Below are 26,983 nucleotides of genomic sequence, written 5' to 3' on the forward strand. Positions count from 1 at the left end.
TGTGAGGGTTTCCTGTCCATATCGTCTTTTTTTAGAGTTCTTCGAAACACATGATTGATACACTGATCCGCGCTTCCATTAAGAACAGAGCCTTGGTGTTGGTTCTCACATTTATGATCACCCTCGTCGGGATCTACAACGCCTATCATCTTTCCATCGACGCGATCCCGGACGTGACCAACGTTCAGGTTTCCGCAGTGACCGCGTCTCCCGGTCTTTCTCCTCTCGAAGTCGAACAGTTCATTACGTATCCGATCGAGATGGAGTTCACCGGTCTTCCGAACGTCACCGAAATCCGTTCCATCTCTAGAACCGGTGTGAGTTCCGTTACCGTCATCTTTAAGGACGGAACCGATATCTACTTCGCGAGACAACTCGTGAACGAAAGAATCAAACAAGCCGAAGCGATCATTCCTCCGGGTTATGGAAGACCGGAACTTTCTCCGATCGCGACCGGTCTTGGAGATATTTACGAATTCGTATTAACGTCCGATCGCCATTCTCCCGAAGAACTGAGAACCTATATGGAATGGGAACTGGCAAGAGAAGTAAAGTCGGTCGAAGGTATCATCGATGTTAACATCATCGGAGGTCAGGTCCGTCAGTATCAGGTCAAGATCGATCCGAGAAGACTCGCGGTTCACAACCTGACCCTTTCCCAAATCTACGAAAAGTTAGATTCCGCCAACCAGAACACCGGGGGCGGTTATATCACCAAGGGCGCGGAACAAATCGTGATCCGAGGGGAAAGTCAGTACAAATCGATTGAGGATTTACGAAACACCGCGGTGACTACCGCTGGAGACGGAATCCCTCTTTTGCTCGGTCAGATCGCGGAGATAGAAATCGGTCCCGCTCTTCGTTTCGGTTTGATTACTAAGGACGCTAAGGGTGAAGTCGTGGGCGCTACCGCGATGATGCTCATGGGTCAAAACTCCCTTGAGGTCGTAAAAAGAGTTAAGATCAAAATCGAAGACATCAAAAAAAGACTTCCTCCGGGAATGAGAATCGAAACCTATTACGATCGTTCCGAGTTTATCGGAAGAACGTTAGGCACCATCTTCACAAACCTGGCCGAAGCCGCCGTTCTTGTCATTATCGTTTTGATCATCGCTCTTGGAACGGTTAAGGGTGCGTTACTCGTCGCTTTGGCGATTCCGATTCCTATGCTCGTCGCCACGATTTTTATGAACGCTTTCGGAATCGTGGGAAACCTCATGTCCTTGGGAGCCCTCGACTTCGGTCTTCTCGTGGACGGAACGATCGTGATGTTGGAATCTATTCTTCATGCGTTTATCTTAAAACGATCCTTTTACGAGATGCAGACCAAGTTGGAAGATCGGGAGATGGCGGCGGAAGAGATCATCACCGACGCCTGTGTCCGAGTCGGTCGAGCCGCCACTTTCTCCGTTGCAATCATCATGCTCGTCTATCTTCCTCTGATGAGTTTGGAAGGTGTGGAAGGAAGGATGTTTAAGCCGATGGCGATCACGGTCGCTCTCGCTCTCGGAGCCGCGCTTCTTTTTTCACTCACCACCTTTCCCGCGGCGGCGAGTATCTTGTTCAAAGAACCCGTTTTTCATCATAGCAAGTATTGGGACGTGATCACCGAAAAATACAAAGAACTTTTGGATTTCGGAATGTCTCGAAAGAAAGAATTCTTATACGCGGGCGTCGGAGTTGTGGTGTTCGCGCTTCTTTTGGGTTCAACTTTGGGTTCCGAATTCTTACCAAGAATCGACGAAGGAGAGATCGCGGTAGATATCAAACGTCTTCCTTCCACTTCTCTCAACTATTCCAGAGATACAAACACCGACATGGAAACCATTCTGAAAAAATTTCCGGAAGTGATCAGCGTCGTCTCCAAAATGGGTCGAGGAGAATCGGCTGCGGAGCCGATCGGAACCGACGAAGGCGAGGCGATGGTAAAACTGAAACCCCGTAAAGAATGGGTAAGCGCCGACGACAGAGAAGAACTTATGACGAAGATGAAGGATGAAATTCTTAAATACATTCCTTCGAGTACGGTGAGTTTGTCGCAACCGATCGAGAACCGTGTGAACGCGCTTCTTTCCGGTTCGAAAGCGGACGTCGTTATCAAAATCTACGGAGACGACTTAGTCAAACTCAAAGATATCGCCGGACAGTTTGCGGGAAAGCTAAAGGGTGTACAAGGTGTCGCGGATTTAAGAGTGCAGAGGGTTTTGGGACTTCCTCTCGTTGAGATCAAAGTGGATCGAGAGAACATGGCGCGTTACGGAGTTCAAGCCGAAGAAATTCTCGCGACCGTGGAAGCGCTTCGTCTGGGAAGAAACACCGGAAAAGTGTTCGAAGGTTTTAAACGTTTTGATCTTGTGGTTCGTCTGAAAATCGACGCTACCGATTTGGAACAAGTGGGGAATATTCCGGTCTTTACTTCTTCGGGTTCGACGGTTCCTCTCGGCCAAGTTGCGGAGATCAAACTCGTGGAAGGTCCCGCGGCGATCTACAGAGAATCTTTGAAAAGAAGAATTATGGTGGAGACCAACATTCGGGGAAGAGACCTCGTCGGTTTTGTAAACGAGGCTCAGAAGGTCACAGAAGAGATCGAAAAAAATCTCCCTCCGGGTTATAGGACCGACTGGGGAGGTCAGTTCGAGAACTTCACAAGAGCGAAAGAAAGACTCGCGATGGTGGTTCCGATCGCTCTTGCCATCATCTTCTTTATGTTGATGGCGGCTTTCGGAAGTATCTACTACGCGTTAGGCGTCTTTATCGTCGTTCCTCTCGCGGTTTCGGGCGGAATCATCGGTCTTGTTCTAAGAGGTCTTCCGTTTAGTATTCCCGCGGGAGTCGGTTTTATCGCAGTGAGCGGGATCGCGGTTCTAAACGGCGTTGTCTACGCATCGACTCTAAAGGAAGAATTGGAAAAAGGAGCGTCGATCGCGGACGCGGTCTATTTAGCAGGAATCCATTCTCTTCGTCCCGTTATGACCACCGAGGTGATCGCTGCCGTGGGTTTTATCCCGATGGCGATTTCGACGATGGCCGGCGCGGAAGTGCAGAGACCTCTGGCAACGGTGGTGATTTTTGGAGTGATCGTCGCGACCGTATTCTCCCGTGTTCTACTTCCGATCGTAATGGAATATCTTTTGAACGTCTATGAATCCCAAGAAAAGAAAAAGTCCGCGAAAAGACAACTCCTGGAAAAACAGACCTTTGGGGCAAACGCAGGTTTTGGGCAGAGCAACAGAGATTGGATGCATTCGGATCTAGAGGAACTGACCACGGAAGAAGATTCCGAAGCGGAATCCAAAAACCGTTCTCCAAAATCGAAAAAGCCAAAGAAAAAGAAATGAGGAACACTTTTTAGAAAACGGCTCTTTTCTCTTGTAGGAATTACGACGCTTCTCCGTGAAAGTCGCGCGCCCCGCCCGATTTTCGGGTGGAGGGGCGGGAGGCGGAAGACTCCCGGAGATTTTCCTATATCACAGAATTATAACTTTGCAAGGAATATTCTCTCGCAGAGCTTTTGTAGGAACTCCTACAAAAAGTCATACTCGGATCCTTCTTCATTCTAAATAGCTTTTAACTTGTGGGTAAGGTTATGAATCCTATGAGCAATTCTTACCCACAAAGTGGACTGAATCTTAAGAAAAATCTGTCGTAACAACGACAATCTTCCGTGAAAGTCGCGCGCCCCGCCCTGATTTTCGGGTGGAGGGGCGGGAGGCGGAAGACTCCCGGAGATTTTCCTATATCACAGAATTATGACTTTGCAAGGAATATTTCTCAGAGCTTTTGTAGGAACTCCTACAAAAAGTCAAACTCGGATCCTTCTTCATTCTAAATAGCTTTTAACTTGTGGGTAAGGTTATGCTGATTGGGTGGTGGATTAACTCAATGCGACGCTCTTTACGAATCGCGTCGCAGGGAAAAACTCCGGCAAAATCTCCCGATCACAGAAAAGCATTTCCGACAACAACAAATCGCGCCTCTACAAACCTGTCGGAACTCCGACAAGTCGCTCGCAAACTAAAGCGCCTCGTTTCTACGGTCACTCGGCGGATCGCGGTCCTTGTTAAAAACAAAGAGCCGACGGCCACGCTCCGCTGCCTTACGGCTAATTCGCTCTCTACGGATCGCGAATTATGTCCAAAAAAAGAGTTTCCGGTCCCGTTTCGCTCCCCAGGATTGTTCTACCGGGGACCCCAAAGTCCCGCCCGGAGAATCCGATGTTAACCCAAAAACCGATCGTTTCACTACTGGATCACAGCAAGGATCCTTTCAATCTCGCCATCGCAACGGCAAGAACCTGCTATTCTTCCAAAGGAATTCTCCTCCCCTCCGACATGGTCTCTTCGGAAAAATCCATCGAGATTCGCGACCGCGTCGCCAAATCTACCAAAAAGGCCGGACATCTTACAACAAGACAACATCCTCAGTTTATCTTCACGCTGGATAAAGTCTCCCGACAATTCGTCTGGTCCTTCTTACACTCTCATCCGTTTTATAACTCGGAACAAGTATCTCAGAGATACGTAGAAGTAAAAAAGGAGAATTACTACGTTCCACCGGGACTCAGCGGCAAACTACTCGAACTCTATCTCGACGCGGTCGATTTCGCGAGCCAAGCCTACTTCTCATACAACGAAATTCTCCATCCATTTATCCAAGAAGAATACTTCAACATCTACAAGGCCAGAGCCAACTATCCGGACAAATGGCAGGGACCGATCAAAAAAAAATGTCTCGAAGTGGCGCGTTATCTGCTACCGCTTGGAACTTATACGTATCTCTATCATTCCATCAACGGATTAACTCTTCATCGTTACTATCGATTGATGAATTCTTACGACGTCCCCGAAGAACAAAGGACCGTCGTGACCGAAATGGTAAACCAAGTTCGCGCCGTCGATCCTCTCTACGCAGACGAAATGGACGATCCGCTGCCCCTCGAGGAAACGACGGAGTATCGTTTTTTTGATTCCATGTTCGGGACCGCAAAAAAAGAATACCATCCGGAAGTCGCGGGAGCTTTTGTAAAAGAATACGACGGCGAACTCGGAGCTCGGTATTCGAAACTAGTATCGCATTCTTCCAATGCGCCGGAAATTCTTGCACAATCGGTTCGATCTATATTAGGAATTCCTAAATCTTCTCTCGATGATCAGGACGCGATCGACCTCGTCTTAAATCCGTCCAAGAATAAACACCTGACTTCTACCTTGAACGAAAGTTCTCTCAGTCCGATCACAAGAGCCCTCTTCAACGTTCAGTATTCTTTCCAAAAAAGAATTTCTCACACCGCAGACAGTCAGGATCAAAGACATAGAATGGTTCCAGGAGGAAGACCGGTTCTCATGTCCCAGTATGCGGGAACACCGGATTACATCACTCCTCTCGTGGTCCAAAAATATCCGCAACTCAAAGAGAAGTATGATTCCGATATGAAGCAGATCTTCGAAAAGTTAAACCGATTTTTAGACGCAGGCGGTTCCCCCGAATATGCAACCTATCTTTTACCGAACGCATTCCCGATCCGTTTTTACGAAAGCGGGGATCTCTTAAACCTCCATCACAAATGGAGATCCAGAACCTGTTACAACGCCCAGGAAGAAATTTTCCAAGCCTCCGTGGAAGAACTCACCGACGTCATGAAAGTACATCCGGAGATCGCAAAGTGGATCAAGGCCCCATGCTGGATCCGACTCCAGGGCGAAGTCAAACCCTATTGTCCGGAAGGAGATCACTACTGTGGAACCCAGGTCTGGAAAAGAGAACTGTCCGAGTATTCCCGAGTGATCTAAAATTCTTTCCGAAAACGATTCTACGCTGTAGAATGGTCGAAGAAGTATGAAACTCACAGTGACCGACAGCCGAACCCAGGAACTCATTCGTTACAGAAGACAGATTCACAAACATCCCGAACTCCGTTACGAGGAAAATCAAACCGCGGGTTATGTGATCGATCACCTCAAGTCTCTCGGTCTTTCCTTTCAGGATAAAATCGCGAAAACCGGAGTGGTCGCGTTAGTCGATTCCGGAAAACCCGGTAAAACACTTCTCGTCCGCGCGGACATGGACGCACTCCCCATCTTTGAGGAATCCAAAGCTGAATACAAATCCGTCCACGACGGAGTCATGCACGCCTGCGGTCACGACGCTCACACGTCGATTCTTATGGGCCTCGCTTCCGATATCAAAGAGGACATCCGTTCCATTCTTCCCAAGGGAAAGGTTTTACTCGTCTTTCAACCCGCCGAAGAAGGCGGGCAAGGCGCCGATAAAATGATCGAAGAAGGAATATTAGAAAAATATAACGTAGACGCGGCCCTCGCCCTTCACGTCTGGAATCATATTCCGGTCGGAAAGGTCGGAGTTGTGGACGGACCGATGATGGCCGCAGTGGACGAATTTACGATTACTATCGCCGGAATCAGCGGTCACGGAGCGATGCCGCAACATACGGTCGATCCGATCGTCGTCGGCGCACAAATCGTAACGGCTCTTCAGACGATCGTCTCAAGAAACACGGACCCATTGGATTCTTGCGTGGTTACCGTGGGAAGTTTTCACTCTGGAAACGCGTTTAACGTGATTCCCGAAACTGCGGAACTCAAAGGAACCGTAAGAACCTATTCCAAAAAGATGTTTGAAGAAGTTCCCGGAAAACTCGAACGAGTGGTAAAAGGAATCGCGTCAGCGCTAGGAGCTAAAGTTTCGATTCACTACGAAAGAACCAACCAACCCACGATCAACGACCCTTTTATGGCGAATATAGTCCGTAAGGCTTCGTTTAACATTCTTGGCGCAGAGAGTGTAACCGAGGAGCATACGAAGTCCATGGGTGGAGAGGATTTTTCCGCGTTTCTTATGAAAGTGCCCGGTTGTTATTTTTTTGTGGGTTCGATGAACGAATCCAAAGGTCTCGTCCATCCGCACCACAGCTCGAAGTTCGATATCGACGAAGACTCTCTTTCCATCGGACTTTCCGTCCTAAAGGAAGCGATCCGAATCTATTTGGATGAAAATTAGAATTTTATTATATGGGTCTAAGTCCGATCCGGACCGAATCCAGAATTTTCAGCGCGTTTTGATTGTTCGGCGCGATCGACAGGGCGCGGTTTACTACCGCCTCGGCGAGATGAAATTCCCTTAAAATTTTATAGAGATCCGCGAGATTGATCAGATTCCTCAGATGATCCGGATCCAAGGAAAGAAGTTTCAAAGCCGCATCCACCGCCTCCGAATAACGCCGATTCAACTTCGCACAATAGGAAAGATAATACAAGGACTCCGTAGAATCCGGACGGTTAAGGACGATGATTTCAAAACAATTCTCGGCTCGGACGAATTGTTTTTCCTTGATATACGCTTTTCCTAAAAGGTGAAGTAATTCCTCGTTCTCACTTTTCAACTTCAAAAGGTTTTCTAAAATTTCGATTCCCTTTCGCACCTCGTTGGTCCGGAAAAACGTTTTTGCAGATTCCAGATCCTCTCTAAAATAGTCTAATCCGGACAAACCATTACTTTCTAAAATTGGAATATACGAAATTCTCAATAGAGTAAAATCGTCGGTGAGTTCGCCGAGTGAGCTGATCGAATTATTGATTTCTTCCAGATTTCCGTCGGCTTCCTCCACGTCCTGCTGGACTTTCAAATTCTGAACTTCCGTCAAAGAATCGTTCAACTCTTGCGTCCTTTGTGTCGCTTTTTTTTCGAAATCGTTGTTCAAATCCTCCACCATCCGGTTCAGACTGACGTAACGATTGGCGAGAATGGTCGCTACGCTCATGATAAAAACGAAAAACGCGTATCCTAAAAGTCTCGGAAAAACGATCAGCTCTCGGGCGGTCAGGGCGTCCACAGTGGAAGCGATGATCACTACCAAAAGCGCTAACAAAATCAGAAGTGCGTCTTTTTCCTTTTCGATCAGACGTTTGATGAGATAGTAAAACATATACACGACATAGGGAAGGTATAAAAACTGAACCAAATTTTTGTTGATTCGGCCGTTTAGATTCACGTCGTTCGAAAACAGATAAAAAAATCCGATTCCTAAAAACGAAATATCCAGAGCGTTCGTAAACTTAGTTTTAGGATATCTAAAGTAGAATCGAATAAAACGGAATCCCACGGGCATCATAAACGCGACCGAAATATATTCAATTTTCTTTAAATAAATGAGTTCGAGTCCGATATCGTATTTCGCCTGATTTCTTAAAAATTGATAGATCACCAATAGAATTGTAAAAAGACCGTAGTAGAAGTTCTCCTTACTCGATCTTTTTCTAAGATATAGAAAAAGAAAAAAGAATCCGACCGTTAGATATACGATCAAAAATCCCAGTTTGAGATGTTCGGTATCGAAGAAATTTTTAAATACAACGGCTGAATCCCCGATCTCGGTTCGATCCTGTTCTATCCCCAGTCTATTCGGAAAATAACCTTTCACTTCAATTACGATTAGATTTTCTTTTCCTTTTCGAATCAGATCCGAAGGAACCGAATAGATTCTAATTTTATCATACGCCTGCGGATCTTCACTGGAAAAGTCTCCGGTCTGACCGATCAGAGTTCCGTTCAGATACGTCCGATCCTTATCGGAAATAGTCCCTAATCGAATTGCGATTCCGGAAGCCTTCCAGTAAACGGGTGCGATAAATCTTTTGACAAGATAACCCGTGTTTGTTTTCGAAAGTTCATCCGGGTAACTTCCGGGAACCGAATATTCCCGCGTCTGCAATCTAAAATTTCGATCTCCTTTGAGATAGGAAATGGAATCTTGGATCGGGTCCAGCCTTTGAAGTGAAACTTCCCAACTCGAGTTTTGAGAAGAATCCAAAGAAACAACTTCTTCGAAAGATACGATCCTCTGAATCTCCTTTGAAAAAACCTCGTTTGTAAAAAAGTGAAAACAAAAGACGACAACGGATCCGTTAGAATTCTATACTTTCTCCACCGAGATCGAACTAAGTAAAAATCCGTATTTGCGAGAATTATATATTTACAAGCTTAGAAAGCAATGGAACAAGATCTGCCCGCTTGAAATGTCATGAATTCCGAAAGGCTCGTAGGATCAATCGGAATTTACCTATAACTTTTCACTACTCGACGAATACAATCCATCAAACGGTTTCAAGCGAGGTTTTAACCTGAAGAGCTTTGAGATTTTTCGGATCTATATCGAGAGCTTTTTCCACTAGATCCTTAGCACGAGGAAGAATATTCATAATTCTGTATATATCAGCGAGATTGATCAGATTTCGTATTAACAATGGGTCCAACAAATACGCCCTTTCCCCCAAATCGGCGGCCTTTTGGTAGAATTTAAGCATTTTGTAACAAAGAGAAGTATGATACAAAAAGTCGCTGGAAGCCGCGTTCTGATCAAGAAGGGTTTCCCAATACCCTACCGACTTCGCATAATCTTTTTCCCTAAGATAAAATCTTGCTAAAACCTTAAGAATCTGTTCGTTTTTCGGATAAAGTTCCAAGGCGTTTTCTAAGGTTTTTAATCCGTCCTCAACCCGATTTTTTTCGAGAAGTTCTCTTCCGCGGTCCAGCGCCTCTTGAAACGAAAATTCGGGAAAAGTTCGAAAGGAAGGACTTGCGGATTCGGGATGATAGGTGATCTTTAAAAGTGTGAAGTCGTCGACGAGAGCGCCGAACTTTACAATTCGATCATATACTTCTTTCAGGTCGGCCGCGCCTTCTTCCACCCTTCTTAAAAATTGATCCTGATCTTCGTTGATCACTCGATCCTCCGCCTTACCGATCAAAAGATCGTCCCTTCCGTCCGAGCCGATTACGATCGTATCTCCCGGGAGCATTCGAAAGGTCTTGATCGTAAGATGTTGTTCATTTTCCGGAATTCCGATTTTACGAAGAGTAAGCTCGTCTTCTATGTAAGACGCGACCCGATCCCGGTATAACACCGTCCAAGGATGTTCTGCATTGATATAGTAGAGTAATCCCGAAGATTCTTCGACCAGACCGAGGACGATCGAGATATACATCGATCCGTCGAAAGACTCGAAAATTTTCTGAAGTTCCAGAAAGGCTTCCTTCAACCAACGTTCGGGAGATTTTTCTTTTTGAGAATTGATTCCGGATCGGGTCAGAATGGTATTAAAAACGGTTCCCATTACCAAGGCGCCTCCAGCTCCTTGGATGGATTTTCCCATCGCGTCCCCATTGACAAAGACCACATAACGTTTCCCGCTCAGCTCCACGTTTCCGGATATCAGAATATCGCCGCCGATCTCGTATGTTTTCCCCTTGAATTCGAAGGATTTTTTCTGCTTTGTATAAAATTCTGTTTTGACGGTTTGACTCGTATTCTTATTGGAAGAAAGAGGATTGATCAGAAGAGAAGTGAGAAAATAATCCGCGTCCTGCTGAATCTTGAGACGATTGACTTGTTCCAGGGATTGTTTCAGTTCTTCGGTCCTTCGTTCCACTTTCTTTTCAAGATCCTCGTTTAATTCCTCCACTTCCTCGTTAAGACGAACAAACTTATTGGCAAGAATCGTAGCGATGTTTAGAATAAAGAATAAAAAAGCGTAACCGACAACCCTTGGAAAAACTATCACGTTGCGGGCTCCGAGAGTGTCCAAAACTCCGGCGATCACCACGACCAAAACTCCGATCAGAATAAAAAACGCGTCCCGATCCTTTTGACCGATCCTCCGAATCAAATAATACGAAATGAGTCCAACGTAAAGAATCCAACCGAATTGAACTACGTGTTTATTCAACATATTGTAATGGATAACGTTGTTTGAAAAAAGATAAAAAAGGGTAAACAAAGCGTAACTTCCGTCCAAAACGTTTAACGCAAGATTTCTAGGATATTTAAAATAAATCCTGACAAAGTTGGCGAAAAGAGGAATCAAAACGGTAAGAATGATATATTCCACCTTTTTCATATAGATAAATTCGATTCCCAGATCGTATTTGATCTGATTTCTTAAAAATTGATAGATAAAAAACAGAATCGTAAAAAGGCCGTAGTATAAATTTTCCTGATCCGAACGGCGCCTTACGTATAAAAAGAGAAAATATCCGCCCACTGTGAGATAGATCATCAATAAGAATATCTTAATATACTCTGCGCGCAGAAGATCCTTTAAAACCAAAGCGCTATCCCCTATCAAGGTCCGATCCTGTTCGATTCCGACCTCTCGGTCAAAAAATTTCTTCACTTGTATTACGATTATATTCTTTTCTCCCCTTCGAATGAGATCGTTCGAGATCGGATAAACCCGAATCTTATCGTAAGCCTGCGGAAACTTAGAATTCAGATCACCCGTCGCTCCGATCAATGTTCCGTTGAGATAAGTTCGGTCCTTATCGTTGATCGTCCCCAATCGAATGGAAAGACTTGATGCGTTCCATTCCTTCGGTGCGATAAATTTTTTAACGATATAAACGGTTTGTACGGATTCGTCTTTTAACTTATGGACCCCCGGCGCTTTGTAGATCTCAAAAGGAATGGAATTTTTCTTTCCTTCCAAATAAGAATTTGAAAAAGAAATCGGATCGATCGGAGAAGTTGTGATTTCCCAGTTGTACTCTGAAGTAGAATCCAGACTTGTCATCGTATCAAAGGATGAAATTTTTTGAATCGATTCCGAGTAGAGTGAAAAGACAAAACAATCGCAGAGAATCAAAAGGCAAAAAAGTTTATAAATCGAGATTTTTCGAAAGAAAAAAAATCCGTTGAGAATGGGATAAAAAAAAGAAAAGGATTCCTTTTTAAAAATCGGACCGAGGGCATGTTCGTATAAAAACATAGAAACAACTCTTCCTTAGTTCTGATTGGGCAAAACCCTTTTTATAAATTTAGAAATCGAAAGAATTCCGCGCTTTCATCCAAAAAAAGAACGTTGGCCGCATTCGATTCCGACATCCAAAAGAGTTTCTATCGGGGATAAAAACTCTTTTCGGAGACAAAAAACAATACAACTAACGTTCTGATTCCGGTTAAGACAAGGATAAATTTACATTTTTGAGAATGCGCAATTTCTTTTTATAAAAGAATTCCTCAATCCTGAGTATGATTTCGGTTTAATTTTTTAGAGCTTCGATTTCATCGATTTCTTTCGGAATCATTTCGGTTAAATTGAAGGGATTTTGACCTCGGACTAGGATATCGTCCTCGATTCGAATCCCGATTCCGCGAAAACGTTCCGGAATTTCGGGATCTTCCGGATCAAAATACAATCCCGGTTCGATTGTAATCACTTGGCCGTTTTCCAATTTTTTGGAAGTTCCGTTTTGATAATAAGTTCCCACGTCGTGAACGTCCATACCCAGATAATGGCTCGTCCTATGCATATAATATTTTTTGAATATTCCCTGTTCCAAAATGGCATCCAGAGAACCTTCCAGAACTCCCAGATCCTTCAAACCTTCGCAGAGTGTTTTTACGGCTTGATTATGAATAGCGACAAATTCAACCCCCTCCTTTGTATGTAGGATCGCTTCTTTCTGCGCTTTTAAGACGATCTCATAAACCGCTTTTTGTTCGGGTGAGAATTTTTTGCCGACCGGGAAGTTGCGCGTAACGTCGGCGGTGTAGTAGCCTTTTTCGGCTCCGCTGTCCACGAGTACGATCTCTCCCTCCTTCAGCTGACAGTTGTTAGACGTATAGTGGAGAATCGTAGCATTCCTTCCTGTCGCGACGATATGTCCATATCCTCCGCCCCAAGCTCCATGTTTGAGATATTCGGATTCTAAAATCGCTTCGAGTTCGTATTCGAACATTCCAAGTTTGGATTCTTGCATCAATCGTTTATGACCGAGAGCCGTAATTCTTGCGGATTCACGTAACGCTTCAATCTCCACTGGACTTTTGAACATTCTCATCCAGTGTAGGAAGTCCGGAGATTCGATTCTTCTTGGTCCGAACTTCCCCTCTCTCGAACGCTGGTTGAGAGAATAGATCCACTGAATGAGTTTGGAATCTCGGACTAAGTCCTTACCGAAAAAATGATAAAGAGTATGCTGATTGACGAGAATTTCATCTAACTTAGATTCCCATTCGGTAGTATCAAAGGATTCGTCGAGACCTAAAAGTGTTTTCGCCTTTTCCTTCCCGACCCGGATCCCGGTCCAAATTTCTTTTTCCTTGTCTTTCGGGAGCATAAAGACGGATTTATAAGAATTTTTTAATATTAGAATTCCGTCGGCCTCGTCCAAACCTGTCAGATAAAAGTAATCGGAATCCTGGCGAAACTTATATTCCACGTCCCGGTTTCGGATCAGATGAGAAGCGGCAAAGACGATCAAAACCTCGCCTTCTTTAAGTTTTTTTTGAACCTCTGCGATTCTTTCCCGATAAATAGAATGAGTCATGGCTGGATTCCCTTTTCTAATTGGACTGCTATCGAAAACAATTTGTCCGGATCTTGGTCTTTCATACAACGAAAATGTCCTTCCGGACAAACCCTTCCCCCGTGGATTCCGCAGGGTCGGCAGGAAAGTCCGGAAATCCCGGAAACAAAAGAAAGATCTGCCAAAGGTGTATAACCGAAATCCGGAACCGTAGCGCCAAAGACGGCTAACGTAGGAATGTTAAACGAAGAAGCAAAGTGGATCGGAGAAGAATCATTGCTGATCATCAGAGACGCTTTGGAAACGAGAAAGGAAAGTTCCTGAAGATTTGTCTTTCCGGCGAGATTGATTCCGAACCCGGAGCCGACTTCCTCACAAAGTTCAAAATCCCCTTTGGAACCGATCAATACGATCTTCTTCCCGGTTTCTTTGGAAAGCCTTTCGCCTAACGCGCGAAAATGGGAGGCCGGCATTCTTTTTGTTTCCCAGACCGAACTTGGGGCAAGAAGAATATAATTCCCGGTTTCCAAGCCGTTTTCCTTCATCAAAACCCGCACTCGAAAGACCGATTCTTCCTTCCAAAACAGTTCGGGGCGTTTCGAAAGTTGAGAGTAGTCCTTCTCCTCGTAAATCAAGGAGAATAGTTTTTCCACCTCGTGTTTTCCCCGTATTGGACGAGGGATTTTTTTCGTAAGAAGAAAGGAGAAACCCGCGCTTTCATAGCCGATTCTAACCTTTGCCCCGCTGGCAAATCCCATAAGCGTCGAACGAAATGAAAAATGAGGAAGCAGACAAAGGGTATATTCTTCTTTTCGAATGCTCCACAAAAAGGAAAAAAATTTCCAGAGCGATTTTTTAAATTCTTTTTTATCCAGAGGGATGAGGCGATCGATATGAGGATTCGCTTCCAGAACTCCTTCGGTGCCCTTGTTGACTACGACCGTCAGATGAGAATTCGGATACTTACGTTTTACTTCTCGAAAAAAGGCGGTCGTCAAGATTAAATCGCCCAAAAACGCGGTTTGAATCAAAAGTATTTTTTCAGTCACGTGAGATTCCATTCTTATCCTTTGGAAAGAATTGTCGCAAAGTTATTCACTCCCAATCCTCCGATCGAAAGGGCGAGACCGTTTTGAAAACGGTCTTCTTTGTACATCCAAGTCTGAAGTTCGGCGATCTGAGCCAGACCCGATACTCCGACCGGATGTCCTCTCGTTTTTAGACCTCCGGATGCGTTGATCGGAAGTTGTCCGTCCGGGTGAGTCTTTCCCTCTTTCACATAACGCAGCGCCTTTCCCTTCGGAAAAAGTCCCGCGTCCTCGGCTCCGATCAATTCAAAAGGAGTAAATGCGTCGTGAAGTTCGGCGAGATGAATGTCCTTGGGTTTTAAGCCTGCTTCCTTATATGCGCCTTCAAAGGCCGCGACACTCGAAGGAAAACTCAAACTCCCGGGAGCGGCGGAAAGATTTCCGATCCCATGTCCGATCCCAGCGATCTTTAATTCTTTGGAAGAATTCGTTTTGTCGGAGCTCATAAGCACGGCGCAACTTCCGTCGGAGAGAGGGGAAATATCGTACAGACAAAGAGGACTCGTAAAAAGCGGCGATCTAAAATATTCTTCTTCCGTAATATTCTTCCGGATATGAGCGTTTTCGTTTTGAAGTCCGTTGTCGTGGAGTTTTTTGGAAAGAGAATAAAGATCCTTTCGGTCGTATCCGTTTTCGTAAAGATAACGAGTCGCGATCATTCCGCCTCCTTGCGCCATCGACATCGCAAATCCTCTCTGACGATCGGAAAGTACACTTCCCAGAAGAAGATTGTTTTCTTCCCTTTCCAGGCGACTCATCACTTCGGTTGCGATAACGATTCCCCTTTGAAACGCGCCGGATCGGAGAAGATAGGTCGCGGTGTGTAAGGCGCTTGCCCCGCTCGAAGAAGCGGTTTCCGTTCTGATGACAAAAAGATTCTTAAGACCCAAACTTTCTTTGATTCTTGCGGGAAGAAAAATTTCTCCCGTATATTTTTCCGGAGCCATAGCGGCGAAAATCAGAAATTGAGGTTCAAACTCAGAATTCCGTTTGAGAAGTTGAATCGCAGTTTGATAAGAAAGAGAATGATAATCAAGTTCAGTTTTACCAAAACGACTGAGTTGAGAATCGATGATGAATACGGATGAAGACACGATAGTCTATGTTTTTGAAAATTGTGAGATTGAAAATCAAAAAAAATAAATCAAAACGAGACTAACGACTTTTCAGAGCGCTTTCGAAAGTATCCTTGCAAATTTAAGAATGTTTTTTATACTGAAAGGATAGAAGGGGAAATACTATGAAAGGAAATAAAGAAGTTCTCGAAATTCTTGGCGAAGTCCTTGCCGCAGAACTCACAGCAATCAATCAATATTTTATTCACGCGAAGATGAACAAAAACTGGGGTTTCAAAAAACTCGCCGATTTTATGAAACACGAATCCATCGACGAGATGAAACACGCGGACGAGATCATCGATCGAATTCTTTATTTGGACGGAGTTCCCGATCTTCAGAGATACATGAAAGTAAACGTCGGCAACAATATCCAAGAGATCCTCAAAGCGGATCTGGAATTGGAATACGCCGCCGTGGAAAGATTCAATCGAGGAATCGCGATCGCGGTAAAAAACAACGACAACGGAACCCGCGAACTTTTTGAAAAAATTCTGCTTTCGGAAGAAGAACACGTGGACTGGATCGAGGCACAACAGGAAATCATTCGTCAGATCGGCGTTGAAAACTATCTGGCGCAACAAATCGAGTGACGAATTTTAGAAACCCCGCTCCCAAAAAATCGTTAAGGTTGAAAGTCCGAAAACCGGAGGGGCGCCCCTCTTCTTCGGATCGTTCCAGAGAGAAAGAAGTCCCTTCCAAAACGGAATGGGATTTTTCAAGACCTGATACTTTTGAATACCATGCGTCTTGTCCGGACGGTCTTTCCGGTTTACTCCGAGAAGAAATTTTAGAAGCCGGACTTACGGTTCTCGCGGAAAATCGAGGCGGAGTTTTTTTTCAAGGTTCGGCCAAAGCCTTAAAAGATTTTATCCTTACGACCGGGATCGCTTCGGGGATCAGTATTTCTTTACGTTATTGGAGGGTCGATAGTCCGGAAGATCTTTATAACCAAGCCCTTCAATTTCCTTTTGAGAAGATCATCAGTCCGGAACAATCCTTTCGGATCGATTCTACGACCAAGGATTCTTTGAAGGACTCGCGTTATGCGACCTACAAACTCAAGGACGCGATGTTCGATCGTTTTCGTTCCAAGGGTAAAGAAACTCCGCAGGTTTCCAGAGACGAACCCGATTTTTTATTCTATCTTCGTTCTCATTCCGACCACGCGAAACTTTCTCTGGGTCTGAATACAAGGCCCCTCCAACAGCGCGGTCATGGAAGAATCGGAGGAGAAGCTCCGATGCGAGAAATTCTTGCGTCCGCTCTGGTTCGTTACTCCGGTTGGGACGCCAAATCCGCGTTATACGATCCTTTCTGCGGTTCCGGAACGATCGTTATCGAAGCCGCATTGAAACTTTTGTACGGCGGTTACACGAATTACAGAAGTCTGGATTCTTCACTTCCGTTTAAAAAACTTTTCGGAGAACCCAATCTGAAAGAGGAAGCGGGGAAGGTTTCTAAAATTCTAATATTCGCGTCGGATCAAGACGAAAAGGCCTTGAATCTCGCGAAGTTAAACGCAAAAAATGCGGGCGTGGAACATCTCATCGATTTTTTTACGGCGGATGCGACGGTTTCTGAAAACGAAAAAGGAATCCAAAACGGATTTATCGTTACCAATCCTCCCTACGGTGTTCGACTGGGAACCAAGGAAGAAGCCAAAGAAATCTATTTGGCCTGGGGTAAAAAACTCAAAGACCATTTTGCCGGGAATATTCTTGCGCTCGTCTGCGGCGACACGTCTCTTTTAGGATTTCTAAAACTTAAAAAAGACAAGGAACAATCGCTCACAATCGGCAAGCTAAAGGGAAAATTAGTTGCCTACACTCTGGGCAAATAATCCAATCGAATCGGAATGAAACATCAGGAAATTCTTCTTAAACTCTTAGAAGTCACTGAGAACACGAAGGATTCGTTTCAATTTCTTAAACTCTTTCGTTCCATAGAACCCGAAAAGTTTGCCGTGATCTACGCCGATTCGGGAACTCTGATGGAATCCGCCGAAGCGCTTCTTTACAATCTCAAACTTCTTCACAAACTCGAACTCTATCCGGTTGTCGTTTTGGATAAGGACGGAATTTCCTATACGAATCTTTTTTATAGAAATCAGTCCAAGGAAGAAACGGACTCCGCGCTTCCCGGTAAACTTTTTCGTCATTTCAATCAACTGGAAACTTCGGTGGCTTCCGCTCTTGCCGAAAAAAAGCTTCCGGTTTTCGTCGCCGAAGAAAGAGGAAACGGTCTTTTCGAATTCTTAAACAACCTCTGCTCTTCCTTAAAAACAAAAAAACTCATCTACTTAAATCCCCGCGGAGGAATTTATTCCGGTGGTGAAAAAATTTCCATCTGTGACGTGGATTCCACAATCGAACCCGATCCGATCGATTCGGTTCTTTTTCACGCTTGCAATCAACTTTATAAAAACGTAAAGGACCCGGAATTCGGGATCGCAATCACTTCGGCTTCTTCTCTTCTGAAAGAATTGTTTACGATCAAAGGAAGCGGAACTCTCATTCGTAAGAAAAATCGAATCGATTTTATTTCCGATCTCAATTCGATTCCCAAGGAGAAGATCAATCAACTTATTGAAAAGGCGTTTCAGAGACCTTTGAAACCGAATTTCTGGGAACAAGAGTTTGCGGGGATTCTTCTCGAGTCGGAATACAAGGGCTGCGCATTGGTCAAGGAGACTCCTTACGGTTTTTTTCTTTCCAAGTTTGCCGTCGACGAAATCGCGAGAGGGGAAGGTGTGGGAAGGGATATCTGGGATCAATTGGTCCAAAGATTCCCGGCGCTTTTCTGGAGAGCGCGAAAGGAGAATTCGATTTCCAAGTGGTATATAAAAGTCTGCGACGGAATGCAGAAAGAAGGAATCTGGATCTACTTTTGGATCGGGGTCATGGAAGAACATATCCAGCCGATTTGTAATTTTCTAAAAAATCTACCGCAGGATTTGGAAGCTCCGTCCAACACGAAGTAGTCGAAGGATATTTTTTGACGGCGGTTTGCCGAACAAAAAAGTTGTAAATTTTAAAATGGAAGACTTGTAGGAGTTCCGACAGGGAGAATATTACTTGCAAAAAGTATGTTTTTCTGATATGCGGAGTTCGCCGCGAGGTTTTCCCTGCAACGCGACCCATAGGGAGCGATGCACTGAGTTTATCCACCTCACCCCTGCAGCGCGATCCGTAGAGAGCGATGCACTTGAGTTTCCTAGATCAGGGCGGGGCGCGCGACTTGCACGGCGATTGTCGGAACTACGACAGAAGAAATACATAAGAAGGGAAAACTCATGAACTCACCAGTCTTTTTATACGACGGAGATTGTTCTTTTTGCAAGGACTTAGCGCAAAAGCTCCAGTCTTACAATCTCAAGTCGAACATCCGCTTTCAATCCTTCCGAGATTTTTCCGAAAAAGAACTCAGAGAAATTCACCCGAGTTTGAATATCCAAGTGGCGGAGGGAAATGTTCAGATGATCGCCGACGGAAGAAGATACCCCGGATTTTTTGCAGTCCGAAAACTCAGCCATTCTCTCAGAGGATATCGTTGGATTTCACCCCTCCTCTATCTCCCTCTGATTCCGATTTTCGGGATGATCGGAATGAACGTCTTAAAGACCTTGAAAAGCCGATAGACCTTCGTAAAAAACCAGTCTTGCATCCAATGCCAGGCGATTCCCTTCCATCACACGATTCTTTTTTTCATCGTTGTCCGCGACGAAATCGATCAAACGAAAGAGTTTTTCCGCGTGAGATTCGTCCGCGTCCAAATTGACTTGGAAGAATTTCCCCTCCGGAAGCGAGGCCCTTCCTTTCAGCTCTCCGTAAGACTTAAACATTCTTGAATATTCTAATTTTAGCAAGTATTCGTTTGCCGGACCGAGCGCACCCAACGCGGAATAAAAATCGGTAGTCGTGATTCTCTGCATCAGATCGAGATAGGCTTTTGTCTGAGGAAGAAGATGGGACTCGAAAACGACTTCTCCCATATCGGAAAGAAATTTTTTAAGAATGGAAACATGGGAATCCTCGACATTTCCTTCTCCCAATTCTTCCCAGATATTATGTACAAGAACGATTTTTGCGTCCAGACTTTCGCTGATCGCAGCGGTATTGAGAAACCAATTTACAAAATCCACGCTCACGAAATATTCCTGACGCAGCCAAAGAAGAAGATCTTCTTTTTCCATTTTTCTTTCTTTGGATTCCAACCAAAGATTCGCGGTTAGGACTGGATGATTTCGAACCGATTCTTCCAGAGAATTCCGAAAAGAAACGTCGGTTTGAGAGGAATGAAACGTCTGCATAAATTCTTTTTTATTTTTTTGTGAGAAGAAAATCGGTCTTTAACTTAGAATACAAAAACCGAGGAGTTTCGCCGTCCAAACGTGCAATCTTTAGAATCTCCGAAAACAAGGATTTTTCCTCCCCCAACGCCTGACGATAACAAATCGGAAAGGTGGAATAAAACGGTGACAAACCGGGGGTCAGATTGATTTCCAAAAAAAAAGGCTCCCCTTCTTCGTTGCATTTCCAGTCCAAACGTGCGGGACCGGAACTCCCTAAGGTTTTACAAAAAAGGACGCTCTGTTCCTGAAGGAACAATTCCCTTTCTGCCGGACAATCAAAAACCAAAACCTCGGGCATAACGCTCTTTGACTTCGTCTTTTCTCCGTAGACTTCTTCGACTTTCAGATCGTCTTTCAGGATCAGACGACCCGCAGGGCTCACGCGATAGCCGTAGGCCAAGGAACCCATTACAGAAACCGTATATTCAGAACCTTTTAAGTAATCTTCCGCTAAATAGGGAAAATACTCTTCGGGTAGCTGAACCAGTCGGGAACGTAGTTCTTTTTCGTTTCCGACTACGCTTTTTTCTCCGATCCCGAGACTCGAACCTTCTCCGGAAGGTTTTAAAAAACAAGGAAAGGAGATTTCCTTAGGCAATGTAAAATTTTCCCGATCCGCAAAGGAAATGGAAAAACCTTTTGCCACGGGGATTCCCAGAGACTTCGCAAAGATCTTCGTCAGATTCTTATCCAAAGAGACGTTTTGAGAAAATGCGTCCGAACCGGTATGCGGAAAACCGAAAAGTTCGGCGGTCGCCGGAATCAAGGCTTCCCGATTTCGAGAGCGAAAACCTTCCATCAGGTGAAAAATCACCGGTCGATCGCGAAATTCCAAAGAAGAATATAAATTCAACTTTTCTAATAAATCCCTCGGAGTAGTCGCGAGTTCCACAACTTCCCCGAGTTCGTTTAACAATTCCATGATCTTTTCGACGGATGCTCTGGATTCCCATTCTTGTTTGTAAGAATCCGGAAATTCTCCCGAAAACTCGTGGAGATCGGCGTAGACGAGTACGGTGGGAATAACCTCATTCATAAAAATGTTTTTCTTTCGCGCCGAAACTTCCGGGATAAATTCTTTCCCAAGTTTCCGTCGTGATTTCGGGATAACTTTCTTCCATTGTGGAATCGGGAGGCTCCGGACTCAAATGATAGGTTCCGCGTAACGCGGATCGAAAAACGTGCATCCTCTCCGGTTTGTAATAACCGAGATACCAATCGGGAGTCAGGGTGATCTTTCCTCCGCCTCCGGGAAGATCGTTCACAAATTGAGGAATTCCCATTCCCGCGATTTTTCCCCGAAGATATCCAACGATCTCGATCCCTTTTGCAAGAGGAGTTCTAAAACCTCGGGAACCGGGAATCAATTCCGGATCATACATATAATACGCGCGAATCCTAAGCTCCAAGAGTTTTTTATGAAGTTCTAACATAGTTTCTCCGGAATCGTTGATCCCTTTTAGGAGAACACATTGGTTTCCTACGCTCACGCCGGCCTTGAGAAGTTTTAGAATCGCTTCCTTCGCCTCGGAGGTGCATTCCTTTGAATGATTGAATTGGGTATTGCAGAAGATCGACAATCGGTCATTGTTGTGAGATTCTATTATATTACAAAGTTCGTATGTGATTCGAAACGGCAACGTCACGGGGTTTCTAGTTCCGAGTCTGCAGATTTTTACGTGTTCGATTTTTTCGAGTTTTTCCAAAATCCAATCGATCTTAGAATCGCTCAAGTTCAGAGGATCCCCTCCCGACAAAACCACGTCTCGAATCTCAGGATGGGATTCTATGTATTCGAAACAGGCTTCCAGATCATCGGTCGCCATTCTTTCTTTAGAATCGGAGACCTTTCTTCCTCTCATACAATGTCTGCAATAAACCGAACACTCGTGATTGGTAAAAAGAAGAACCCGATCCGGATACATGTGAGTCAATCCCTTCACGGGAGAAAGTCTTTCTTCATGAAGCGGATCGGCCGATTCTTCCGGAGAAAAAATAGATTCGGCCTCTCTCGGAAGAATCATCTTTCGAATCGGATCTTCGGGATCGTTCGGGTCCGTAAGAGAAATGTAATATGGAGTCGCGGAAACATTCAATCGAATCGTCTCTTTCAATCCGATTCTTTCGCTCGGAGTCAGTTCAAAGTAGCGCTCCAATTTTTCACCTTGGACCCGATTCTTCAACTGCGCCTTATAATCGGTCCAAACAAAGGACGAAAAGAGTTCGGAGCGGTTCTGCAAAAGATTTTGCAGAGAAGAAACGTCCGTCTGATTGAGATCCGAAGTTTTCATAGAGGAGATACTTCCTATTTTCTCCGCGTCCGGGGAAAATCAAGCAAAGGGAAAAAGAAAATGCCAAAAGGATCCGTTTTCAGAAACTGTCCAGAGAAATGACTTCTTTTTCCCCGGATTCTCTCCAAGCTCTTGCCTTCGACGTAGACGGAACCTTGTTTTCTTCGGAGGAGATCATTCTCGAAGTTTATAAGGACTCAATCGAACATTTTTCCCAAAGTTCGGGAATTCCCATCGAATTGCCTTCGAGGGAAAGAATCATGGACGAGATCGGAAAACCGGTCAAAACCATTTTTCAAAATCTTCTTCCTCAGCTCCAAGAAGAACAAAGAGACGGAATCTCCGACGGCGTCCTTCGTTTTCTTTGTCAGAGAATCCGAAACGGAGAGGGAGAATTTTATCCAAAGGTAAAAGAGACGATCGAGTCCCTTTCCAGAAAAGGATTTCGTATTTTAGCGGCTTCCAACGGTAGAAGACCCTATATCGAAACCATTTTAGACGTCGCCGGAGTTCTTCCCCTTTTTGATCCCATTCTCGTGATCGACAACGAAAGGATCAAAACCAAAGGAGGAATTCTGAAAGAATACGTAAAACTCTACGGCCTTGAACCCGAAAAAATTCTTATGATCGGAGACCGACTTTCCGACCACGAGGCGGCTCGTCAAAACGGTTGTCCCTTTGCGTTCTGCACATACGGACACGCCAATCCGGGAGAAATTCCCGACTTCGAGATGGAACTCAAAAACCTCTCGGATCTCGCCAAACTCCTCTGATTTTTGCCTGTATAGAATCCAAATTCTTTCCGAAAATGATAGAGTGCCGGATTCGGAAAAAAGAAAAAATCTCATCTTCATTTTAACGGGAATCATCTTTACTTTGGTACTTTTGGATAAGAGTACCGGGTCCGGCTTTTCCCTTTCCGGAACCGGGTTTCAAGGTTTTCGAAATATCGGTAAGATGAATCCGGAATCTCAGAGTTCCAACCGAGGCAATCTCAATCACAAAGAAATGATGGACCAAGCCGAAGACGAAATCCTCGGGGAGCTCCTACAAAACGGAGACATCCAAACCTCTTCTTCCGAAACTACAAACGTGATCGAAGAAGATCTAAACGAGGAAAATCTTGTTCCCGTACTGGATCCGCAGATTTCCGAAACGCAAGGCGTAGAGACCGCGCTTCCCACGGAAAAGGGAGAATTGGCCCTCTACTTTCTCAAATTCTATGGAAAAGGAAGTAAGAGCCATTCCAGACTTGTAAAGGTTCTTCGGCTTTCGAAGGGCGGTGATCGCGTAAGACTCGTCCTAAATTCACTCATTGCGGGTCCGGTTGGAGCCGAAAAGGAAAAAGGAATTCTCAATTCGATTCCCTCGAGTCTTAGCTACGATCCGGATTACAGGATCGAAGACGGAATTCTGAAGATTTCCCTGAGCAGCGATTTGGAAAGAAGCGCCGGCCCTGAGATTCTCAAAGACAGAATCGACCAGCTCACTTACAGTCTTATGGAGAATCTTCCGATTCGGGGAGTTCACCTGAAAATCAACGGAAGAGCGGTACGTTCTCTCGGCGGAGAAGGAATGCCTTTGCCCTCCGTTCTGACAAAAAATCCTCGAAAGATCGTAGTTTTTTAATATTCGACACCGTTATTTTTTTCCAAATTCGGTCGAATCCCTATGTCGAAGAGGCCTTTACAAATCCTGATTGTTTAAACAGAGCCATTCTTAAAATGGGGAAGCAAGATCCTTTCGTCGTCCGCAAATCAATGAGATATTCTTTCGGAAACAATCAAAAAGCAAAACTCCTCGCTCGGAGAGTTTTTTTCAATCCCTTCCCGGACGATTATCTAAAGATCTATCAACCGGATATTCAAAGAGCCACCGTCATTTATTTTTTTCTCTGCATCGGGATCAGCATTCTCTCGGCTTTGGTTCCGGATGGAGCAAATCCTCTCGGAGAGGAAAACCGGATTCTCGTTTACTCCCGATTGGCGGTAGTTTTGTTATCGAGTTTTTTTGCATTCTTACTTATAAAGTGGAAAAACTTTTTTCGGAGAAAAATCGAGAGGTTCAGCATTCTTTCTTCGGGAACAATCGTCTTTTCAGTTCTTCCGTTTATCTTTTTGGATTCCGAAAGAATGGGACTTTACTTTCATTTTTTTACCGCCTTGGTGGTAAGCGGGAACATTCTTCTCTGGTTTACGGGAACCACCGTGATCTTTTTCAATTCCCTCTTCTACTTTTCGTTAGTTCTCTGTACAACAATCACCGGTTTTGCGATTCCGCTTCAGCACGACTTTGCGATCATATTGATTTATCTGACGACAGGGGTGATCGGAAATCTTCTGATCAATTTCTGGAGAGTGATGGATCATCGTGCGAAAAAAAAATTGCAGAAAGCGGTCAATAAGCTCCGGGACAAAAACATCCAGATCGAAAAAATATCGAAGGTCGACGAACTCACCCGTCTTTACAACAGAAGATATCTGATCGAACAGTTTGAACTTTTTTTAAAAAGGGCTCAACGTTATAAATTCTCTCTCGCGATGATCATCTTGGACATGGACTATCTCAAAGAGATCAACGATTCTTACGGACATCTGGCTGGGGATTTGTCGCTGCGAACCATTTCGGAAGTGATGAAACACAGAGTGAGGGCCACCGATATCTGTTCCCGAATCGGAGGGGATGAATTTTGTATTCTTCTCGACGCGATCAAAAGAGAAGACCTTTCCCAACTCTGCGAAAAACTAAGACTGGACGTTTCCGAAAAGGAACTTTCGTATCGAACAAAAACCGGAGATCCGGTCAAGATCACCGTTTCCATCGGAGCCTGTATCTTCGGCCCCGAAGAAGAATTCAGTTTTGACGATATCTATCATTCGATCGATTCCGCTCTTTACGAATCCAAAAAGAAGGGAAGAAACCGAGTTTCGTTTATCGAACCGATTCGTTATTTTCCAAAAGAAAATCCGAGAGCTTTTACTTCTTAGGAGTCGGAAGTTCGTAGTGATAGGTGATTTCGCAGTAAACTCCCTCTTCCAAATACTTAGTATTTTTTAACTCCAAAAAGAACTGTCTGTTTTTTTGGTCGGGTTCCAATTCTTCCAGTTTGCGGGTTACGATCGTTTTGGCGGCTGTGCAGGAAGTGTTCTGCATTTTGAACCTGTCGTTTTCTTCGATCGAAGAAGCGGAAGCCTGTCCGATCGAAACGAGTTCATAGCGATGGGGTCCGAGAGTTTTTACCGTGACCCCCGTTTCCATTTGAATTCTTTCTTTTACCTCGTGGGCGCAGGAGGTAAAAGCCAACGTAAACACCAGAATACAATTTAGAATCTTCATCTCTTTCTCCTCATCGCTTTTCGTTTCGAAAGGCGTTCTCTTTTTAAGACCTTTTTTTGTTTAAAAACGGATTCTTCTCTTTTCTATTCTTATCTCGAAAACATTGCGGAAGAGCCAATCTTTGTTCCGACTATCTATTTTTTGTAAATCGGAGTCGATTCGGACTTAAAGTCCGTTCCAAGGTGGAATTCGGCAAGGCCCTTCTCGAAGAAGAAAAAATCCCAAATATCCGAACATTTTTCTTGAGAACCGTGATGCTCACTTCCCTTTGAGAAAAATTTTTCTTATTTTTAGAATGGGAATACGAGACGAGACGTTCCAAAATATTTTTTAAAGAGTCCCCGCCAATTCGTTTCCATATCGATCATAGTTGTAGAGAAGGTCTCTTCGTTTTGGAACAAATCCGCCTTCCTTTAAAAACTTAATCGCTTCTTTTTCGGTCTTGAGTCCGTAGGAACGAAGGACGTTTTCTTCGATGACGACCGAAGAGATATCGTCGGCCCCGCTCGTCAAAGCCAACTGCCCGACTCCTTTTCCAAGAACCATCACCGAAGTTTCGATATGAGGAACATTGTCTAAGAAAATTCTACAAATCCCGAGAACCTTTAGATATTCCTGCGTGGAAACGGCGCGAACTTTGAAACGTTTTGTCTGCGGTTGAAACGTCCAAGGAATAAAGGATAAGAATCCTCCGGTCCGATCTTGGAGGTTTCGCACAACGCTCAAATGTTCGATCACTTCTTCTTTTGTTTCTTCCGAACCGAAGACGATGTTGGCGCTTCCCGGAAGTCCAGCCTCGTGAGAAGTTTCCATCGCGCGAACCCATTCTTCCGTGGTTGCTTTTTTCGGAGAAATGATGTTGCGCATCCGATCGGTAAGAATCTCCGCTCCCGCTCCGGGAACGGAATCCAATCCGGCTTGTTTCAAAATTTGTAATACTTCCTTGAGAGGAAGTCCCGTGATCTTTTCTAAGTTGATGATTTCCACCGGAGAAAATGCTCGGATATGCATGTCCGGATATTTCTTTTTTACGGAAGAGATGACGTTTAGATAATAATCAAAGGGAAGATCCGGATAAACTCCGCCTTGGAGAAACATCTGATCCGCTCCTTCACTCACTGCGTAGTCCATCTTTTCCAAAATGTCTTCGGCGCTCAGGACGTAACCTTTCCCGCTTCCGATCTCATCCATAAAAGAACAAAAACTACATTCTACGTTGCAGAAGTTTGTGTAGTTTACGACGCGAAACATCGTATAACTCGCCTGCGAATGAGGGAGAATTTTTTCTCTCAAGGTTCTGGCGGTCGCCATAATTTTGAGGTGATCCGCATCTTTGTAAAGCAAGAGGGCTTCTTCCGGAGAAATTCGAACTCCATCGAGGGCTTTTTCTAAAATCGAATCGGTAGGATGGGAAGAAAAAATTGAGGCCACTTATGCTCCTGTTCGGACGTTCTTAAAAAAGGGAATCTCCTTCAA

The 26,983-nt window shown here is 44.6% G+C and carries 20 protein-coding genes; 10 read left to right on the plus strand and 10 right to left on the minus strand.

Annotated elements, in window-relative coordinates; translation table 11 throughout:
* Positions 1 to 50: 50 nt before the first annotated feature.
* The 3 genes from JWG44_RS13570 to JWG44_RS13580 all read left to right on the plus strand — a co-directional run bounded on the left by JWG44_RS13570 (position 51) and on the right by JWG44_RS13580 (position 7,017).
* Positions 51 to 3,338, plus strand: coding sequence for an efflux RND transporter permease subunit (locus JWG44_RS13570; protein WP_205275530.1), 3,288 nt, complete (start codon positions 51 to 53; stop codon positions 3,336 to 3,338).
* A gap of 876 nt (positions 3,339 to 4,214) precedes the next feature.
* A complete protein-coding gene (locus JWG44_RS13575; RefSeq protein WP_205275531.1) occupies positions 4,215 to 5,789 on the plus strand; it encodes an FAD-dependent thymidylate synthase in 1,575 nt (524 codons plus the stop codon).
* Between the two features lie 46 nt (positions 5,790 to 5,835).
* Complete coding sequence (locus tag JWG44_RS13580) at positions 5,836 to 7,017, plus strand: amidohydrolase (protein ID WP_205275533.1); 1,182 nt, start codon at positions 5,836 to 5,838, stop codon at positions 7,015 to 7,017.
* A 7-nt stretch (positions 7,018 to 7,024) separates the two neighbouring features.
* Here the strand turns inward: JWG44_RS13580 and JWG44_RS13585 are convergent, their stop codons facing one another.
* The 5 genes from JWG44_RS13585 to JWG44_RS13605 all read right to left on the minus strand — a co-directional run bounded on the left by JWG44_RS13585 (position 7,025) and on the right by JWG44_RS13605 (position 15,505).
* Positions 7,025 to 8,827, minus strand: a complete 1,803-nt coding sequence (locus JWG44_RS13585) for a 7TM diverse intracellular signaling domain-containing protein (protein ID WP_232371640.1) — start codon at positions 8,825 to 8,827, stop codon at positions 7,025 to 7,027.
* A 283-nt stretch (positions 8,828 to 9,110) separates the two neighbouring features.
* Entirely contained in the window at positions 9,111 to 11,780 is a 2,670-nt protein-coding gene (locus JWG44_RS13590; protein ID WP_205275541.1) for a SpoIIE family protein phosphatase, read from the minus strand.
* A gap of 274 nt (positions 11,781 to 12,054) precedes the next feature.
* Positions 12,055 to 13,344 carry an aminopeptidase P N-terminal domain-containing protein gene (locus JWG44_RS13595; RefSeq protein ID WP_205275543.1) on the minus strand — a complete coding sequence of 430 codons (1,290 nt, stop codon included), beginning with the start codon at positions 13,342 to 13,344 and terminating at the stop codon, positions 12,055 to 12,057.
* Positions 13,341 to 14,372 (minus strand): glycosyltransferase family 9 protein, encoded by a 1,032-nt coding sequence (locus JWG44_RS13600; protein ID WP_205275704.1) that lies wholly within the window; start codon positions 14,370 to 14,372, stop codon positions 13,341 to 13,343. The genes JWG44_RS13595 and JWG44_RS13600 overlap by 4 nt, the downstream gene beginning before the upstream one ends.
* Positions 14,373 to 14,386: 14 nt before the next feature.
* A complete protein-coding gene (locus JWG44_RS13605; RefSeq protein WP_205275545.1) occupies positions 14,387 to 15,505 on the minus strand; it encodes a thiolase family protein in 1,119 nt (372 codons plus the stop codon).
* 146 nt (positions 15,506 to 15,651) lie between these two features.
* Here JWG44_RS13605 and bfr point away from each other — a divergent pair, with 146 nt between their 5' ends.
* From bfr to JWG44_RS13625, 4 genes are all read left to right on the plus strand, one after another.
* Entirely contained in the window at positions 15,652 to 16,119 is a 468-nt protein-coding gene (bfr, locus tag JWG44_RS13610) for a bacterioferritin (protein ID WP_205275551.1), read from the plus strand.
* On the plus strand, positions 16,116 to 17,369 hold the full coding sequence (locus JWG44_RS13615; RefSeq protein WP_205275553.1) for a THUMP domain-containing class I SAM-dependent RNA methyltransferase: 1,254 nt from the start codon (positions 16,116 to 16,118) through the stop codon (positions 17,367 to 17,369). The genes bfr and JWG44_RS13615 overlap by 4 nt, the downstream gene beginning before the upstream one ends.
* 15 nt (positions 17,370 to 17,384) lie before the next feature.
* Complete coding sequence (locus tag JWG44_RS13620) at positions 17,385 to 18,509, plus strand: acetylglutamate kinase (protein ID WP_205275555.1); 1,125 nt, start codon at positions 17,385 to 17,387, stop codon at positions 18,507 to 18,509.
* A 312-nt stretch (positions 18,510 to 18,821) separates the two neighbouring features.
* Positions 18,822 to 19,166 (plus strand): DCC1-like thiol-disulfide oxidoreductase family protein, encoded by a 345-nt coding sequence (locus tag JWG44_RS13625; RefSeq protein WP_205275556.1) that lies wholly within the window; start codon positions 18,822 to 18,824, stop codon positions 19,164 to 19,166.
* Here the strand turns inward: JWG44_RS13625 and JWG44_RS13630 are convergent.
* From JWG44_RS13630 to JWG44_RS13640, 3 genes are read right to left on the minus strand one after another with little or no spacing between them, the layout of a single operon-like run.
* On the minus strand, positions 19,143 to 19,838 hold the full coding sequence (locus tag JWG44_RS13630) for an iron-containing redox enzyme family protein (protein ID WP_205275557.1): 696 nt from the start codon (positions 19,836 to 19,838) through the stop codon (positions 19,143 to 19,145). The two genes, JWG44_RS13625 and JWG44_RS13630, sit on opposite strands and share 24 nt — an antisense overlap.
* A gap of 10 nt (positions 19,839 to 19,848) precedes the next feature.
* Complete coding sequence (locus JWG44_RS13635; RefSeq protein WP_205275558.1) at positions 19,849 to 20,916, minus strand: D-alanine--D-alanine ligase family protein; 1,068 nt, start codon at positions 20,914 to 20,916, stop codon at positions 19,849 to 19,851.
* Positions 20,909 to 22,171, minus strand: a complete 1,263-nt coding sequence (locus tag JWG44_RS13640; RefSeq protein WP_205275559.1) for a KamA family radical SAM protein — start codon at positions 22,169 to 22,171, stop codon at positions 20,909 to 20,911. Before JWG44_RS13640 ends, JWG44_RS13635 begins: the two co-directional genes overlap by 8 nt.
* 98 nt (positions 22,172 to 22,269) lie before the next feature.
* On the opposite strand from JWG44_RS13640, the gene JWG44_RS13645 reads away from it, so the two are divergent.
* From JWG44_RS13645 to JWG44_RS13655, 3 genes are all read left to right on the plus strand, one after another.
* Positions 22,270 to 22,944: an HAD family hydrolase gene (locus JWG44_RS13645; protein WP_205275560.1), complete on the plus strand. Its 675-nt coding sequence runs from the start codon at positions 22,270 to 22,272 to the stop codon at positions 22,942 to 22,944.
* Between the two features lie 43 nt (positions 22,945 to 22,987).
* Positions 22,988 to 23,800 (plus strand): GerMN domain-containing protein, encoded by an 813-nt coding sequence (locus JWG44_RS13650; protein WP_205275561.1) that lies wholly within the window; start codon positions 22,988 to 22,990, stop codon positions 23,798 to 23,800.
* 131 nt (positions 23,801 to 23,931) lie between these two features.
* The gene (locus JWG44_RS13655; RefSeq protein WP_205275562.1) at positions 23,932 to 25,158 is read left to right on the plus strand and encodes a GGDEF domain-containing protein; all 1,227 of its coding nucleotides are present in this window, start codon (positions 23,932 to 23,934) and stop codon (positions 25,156 to 25,158) included.
* Here the strand turns inward: JWG44_RS13655 and JWG44_RS13660 are convergent.
* Positions 25,148 to 25,507 carry an LIC11299 family lipoprotein gene (locus tag JWG44_RS13660; protein ID WP_205275563.1) on the minus strand — a complete coding sequence of 120 codons (360 nt, stop codon included), beginning with the start codon at positions 25,505 to 25,507 and terminating at the stop codon, positions 25,148 to 25,150. The genes JWG44_RS13655 and JWG44_RS13660 overlap by 11 nt on opposite strands.
* Positions 25,508 to 25,837: 330 nt before the next feature.
* Positions 25,838 to 26,938, minus strand: a complete 1,101-nt coding sequence (gene mqnC, locus JWG44_RS13665) for a cyclic dehypoxanthinyl futalosine synthase (RefSeq protein ID WP_205275564.1) — start codon at positions 26,936 to 26,938, stop codon at positions 25,838 to 25,840.
* Between the last annotated feature and the right edge of the window lie 45 nt (positions 26,939 to 26,983).

This window comes from Leptospira ainazelensis, assembly GCF_016918785.1.
Taxonomy (GTDB): Bacteria; Spirochaetota; Leptospiria; order Leptospirales; family Leptospiraceae; genus Leptospira; species Leptospira ainazelensis.

Excerpts from the sequence above, each read along its gene's own strand:
- JWG44_RS13570 (WP_205275530.1), top strand. The coding sequence starts at position 51 with ATGATTGATACACTGATCCGCGCTTCCATTAAGAACAGAGCCTTGGTG.
- JWG44_RS13575 (WP_205275531.1), top strand. The coding sequence starts at position 4,215 with ATGTTAACCCAAAAACCGATCGTTTCACTACTGGATCACAGCAAGGAT.
- JWG44_RS13580 (WP_205275533.1), top strand. The coding sequence starts at position 5,836 with ATGAAACTCACAGTGACCGACAGCCGAACCCAGGAACTCATTCGTTAC.
- JWG44_RS13590 (WP_205275541.1), bottom strand. The coding sequence starts at position 11,780 with ATGTTTTTATACGAACATGCCCTCGGTCCGATTTTTAAAAAGGAATCC.
- JWG44_RS13595 (WP_205275543.1), bottom strand. The coding sequence starts at position 13,344 with ATGACTCATTCTATTTATCGGGAAAGAATCGCAGAGGTTCAAAAAAAA.
- bfr (WP_205275551.1), top strand. The coding sequence starts at position 15,652 with ATGAAAGGAAATAAAGAAGTTCTCGAAATTCTTGGCGAAGTCCTTGCC.
- JWG44_RS13620 (WP_205275555.1), top strand. The coding sequence starts at position 17,385 with ATGAAACATCAGGAAATTCTTCTTAAACTCTTAGAAGTCACTGAGAAC.
- JWG44_RS13625 (WP_205275556.1), top strand. The coding sequence starts at position 18,822 with ATGAACTCACCAGTCTTTTTATACGACGGAGATTGTTCTTTTTGCAAG.
- JWG44_RS13630 (WP_205275557.1), bottom strand. The coding sequence starts at position 19,838 with ATGCAGACGTTTCATTCCTCTCAAACCGACGTTTCTTTTCGGAATTCT.
- JWG44_RS13635 (WP_205275558.1), bottom strand. The coding sequence starts at position 20,916 with ATGAATGAGGTTATTCCCACCGTACTCGTCTACGCCGATCTCCACGAG.
- JWG44_RS13640 (WP_205275559.1), bottom strand. The coding sequence starts at position 22,171 with ATGAAAACTTCGGATCTCAATCAGACGGACGTTTCTTCTCTGCAAAAT.
- JWG44_RS13645 (WP_205275560.1), top strand. The coding sequence starts at position 22,270 with ATGACTTCTTTTTCCCCGGATTCTCTCCAAGCTCTTGCCTTCGACGTA.
- JWG44_RS13655 (WP_205275562.1), top strand. The coding sequence starts at position 23,932 with ATGAGATATTCTTTCGGAAACAATCAAAAAGCAAAACTCCTCGCTCGG.
- JWG44_RS13660 (WP_205275563.1), bottom strand. The coding sequence starts at position 25,507 with ATGAAGATTCTAAATTGTATTCTGGTGTTTACGTTGGCTTTTACCTCC.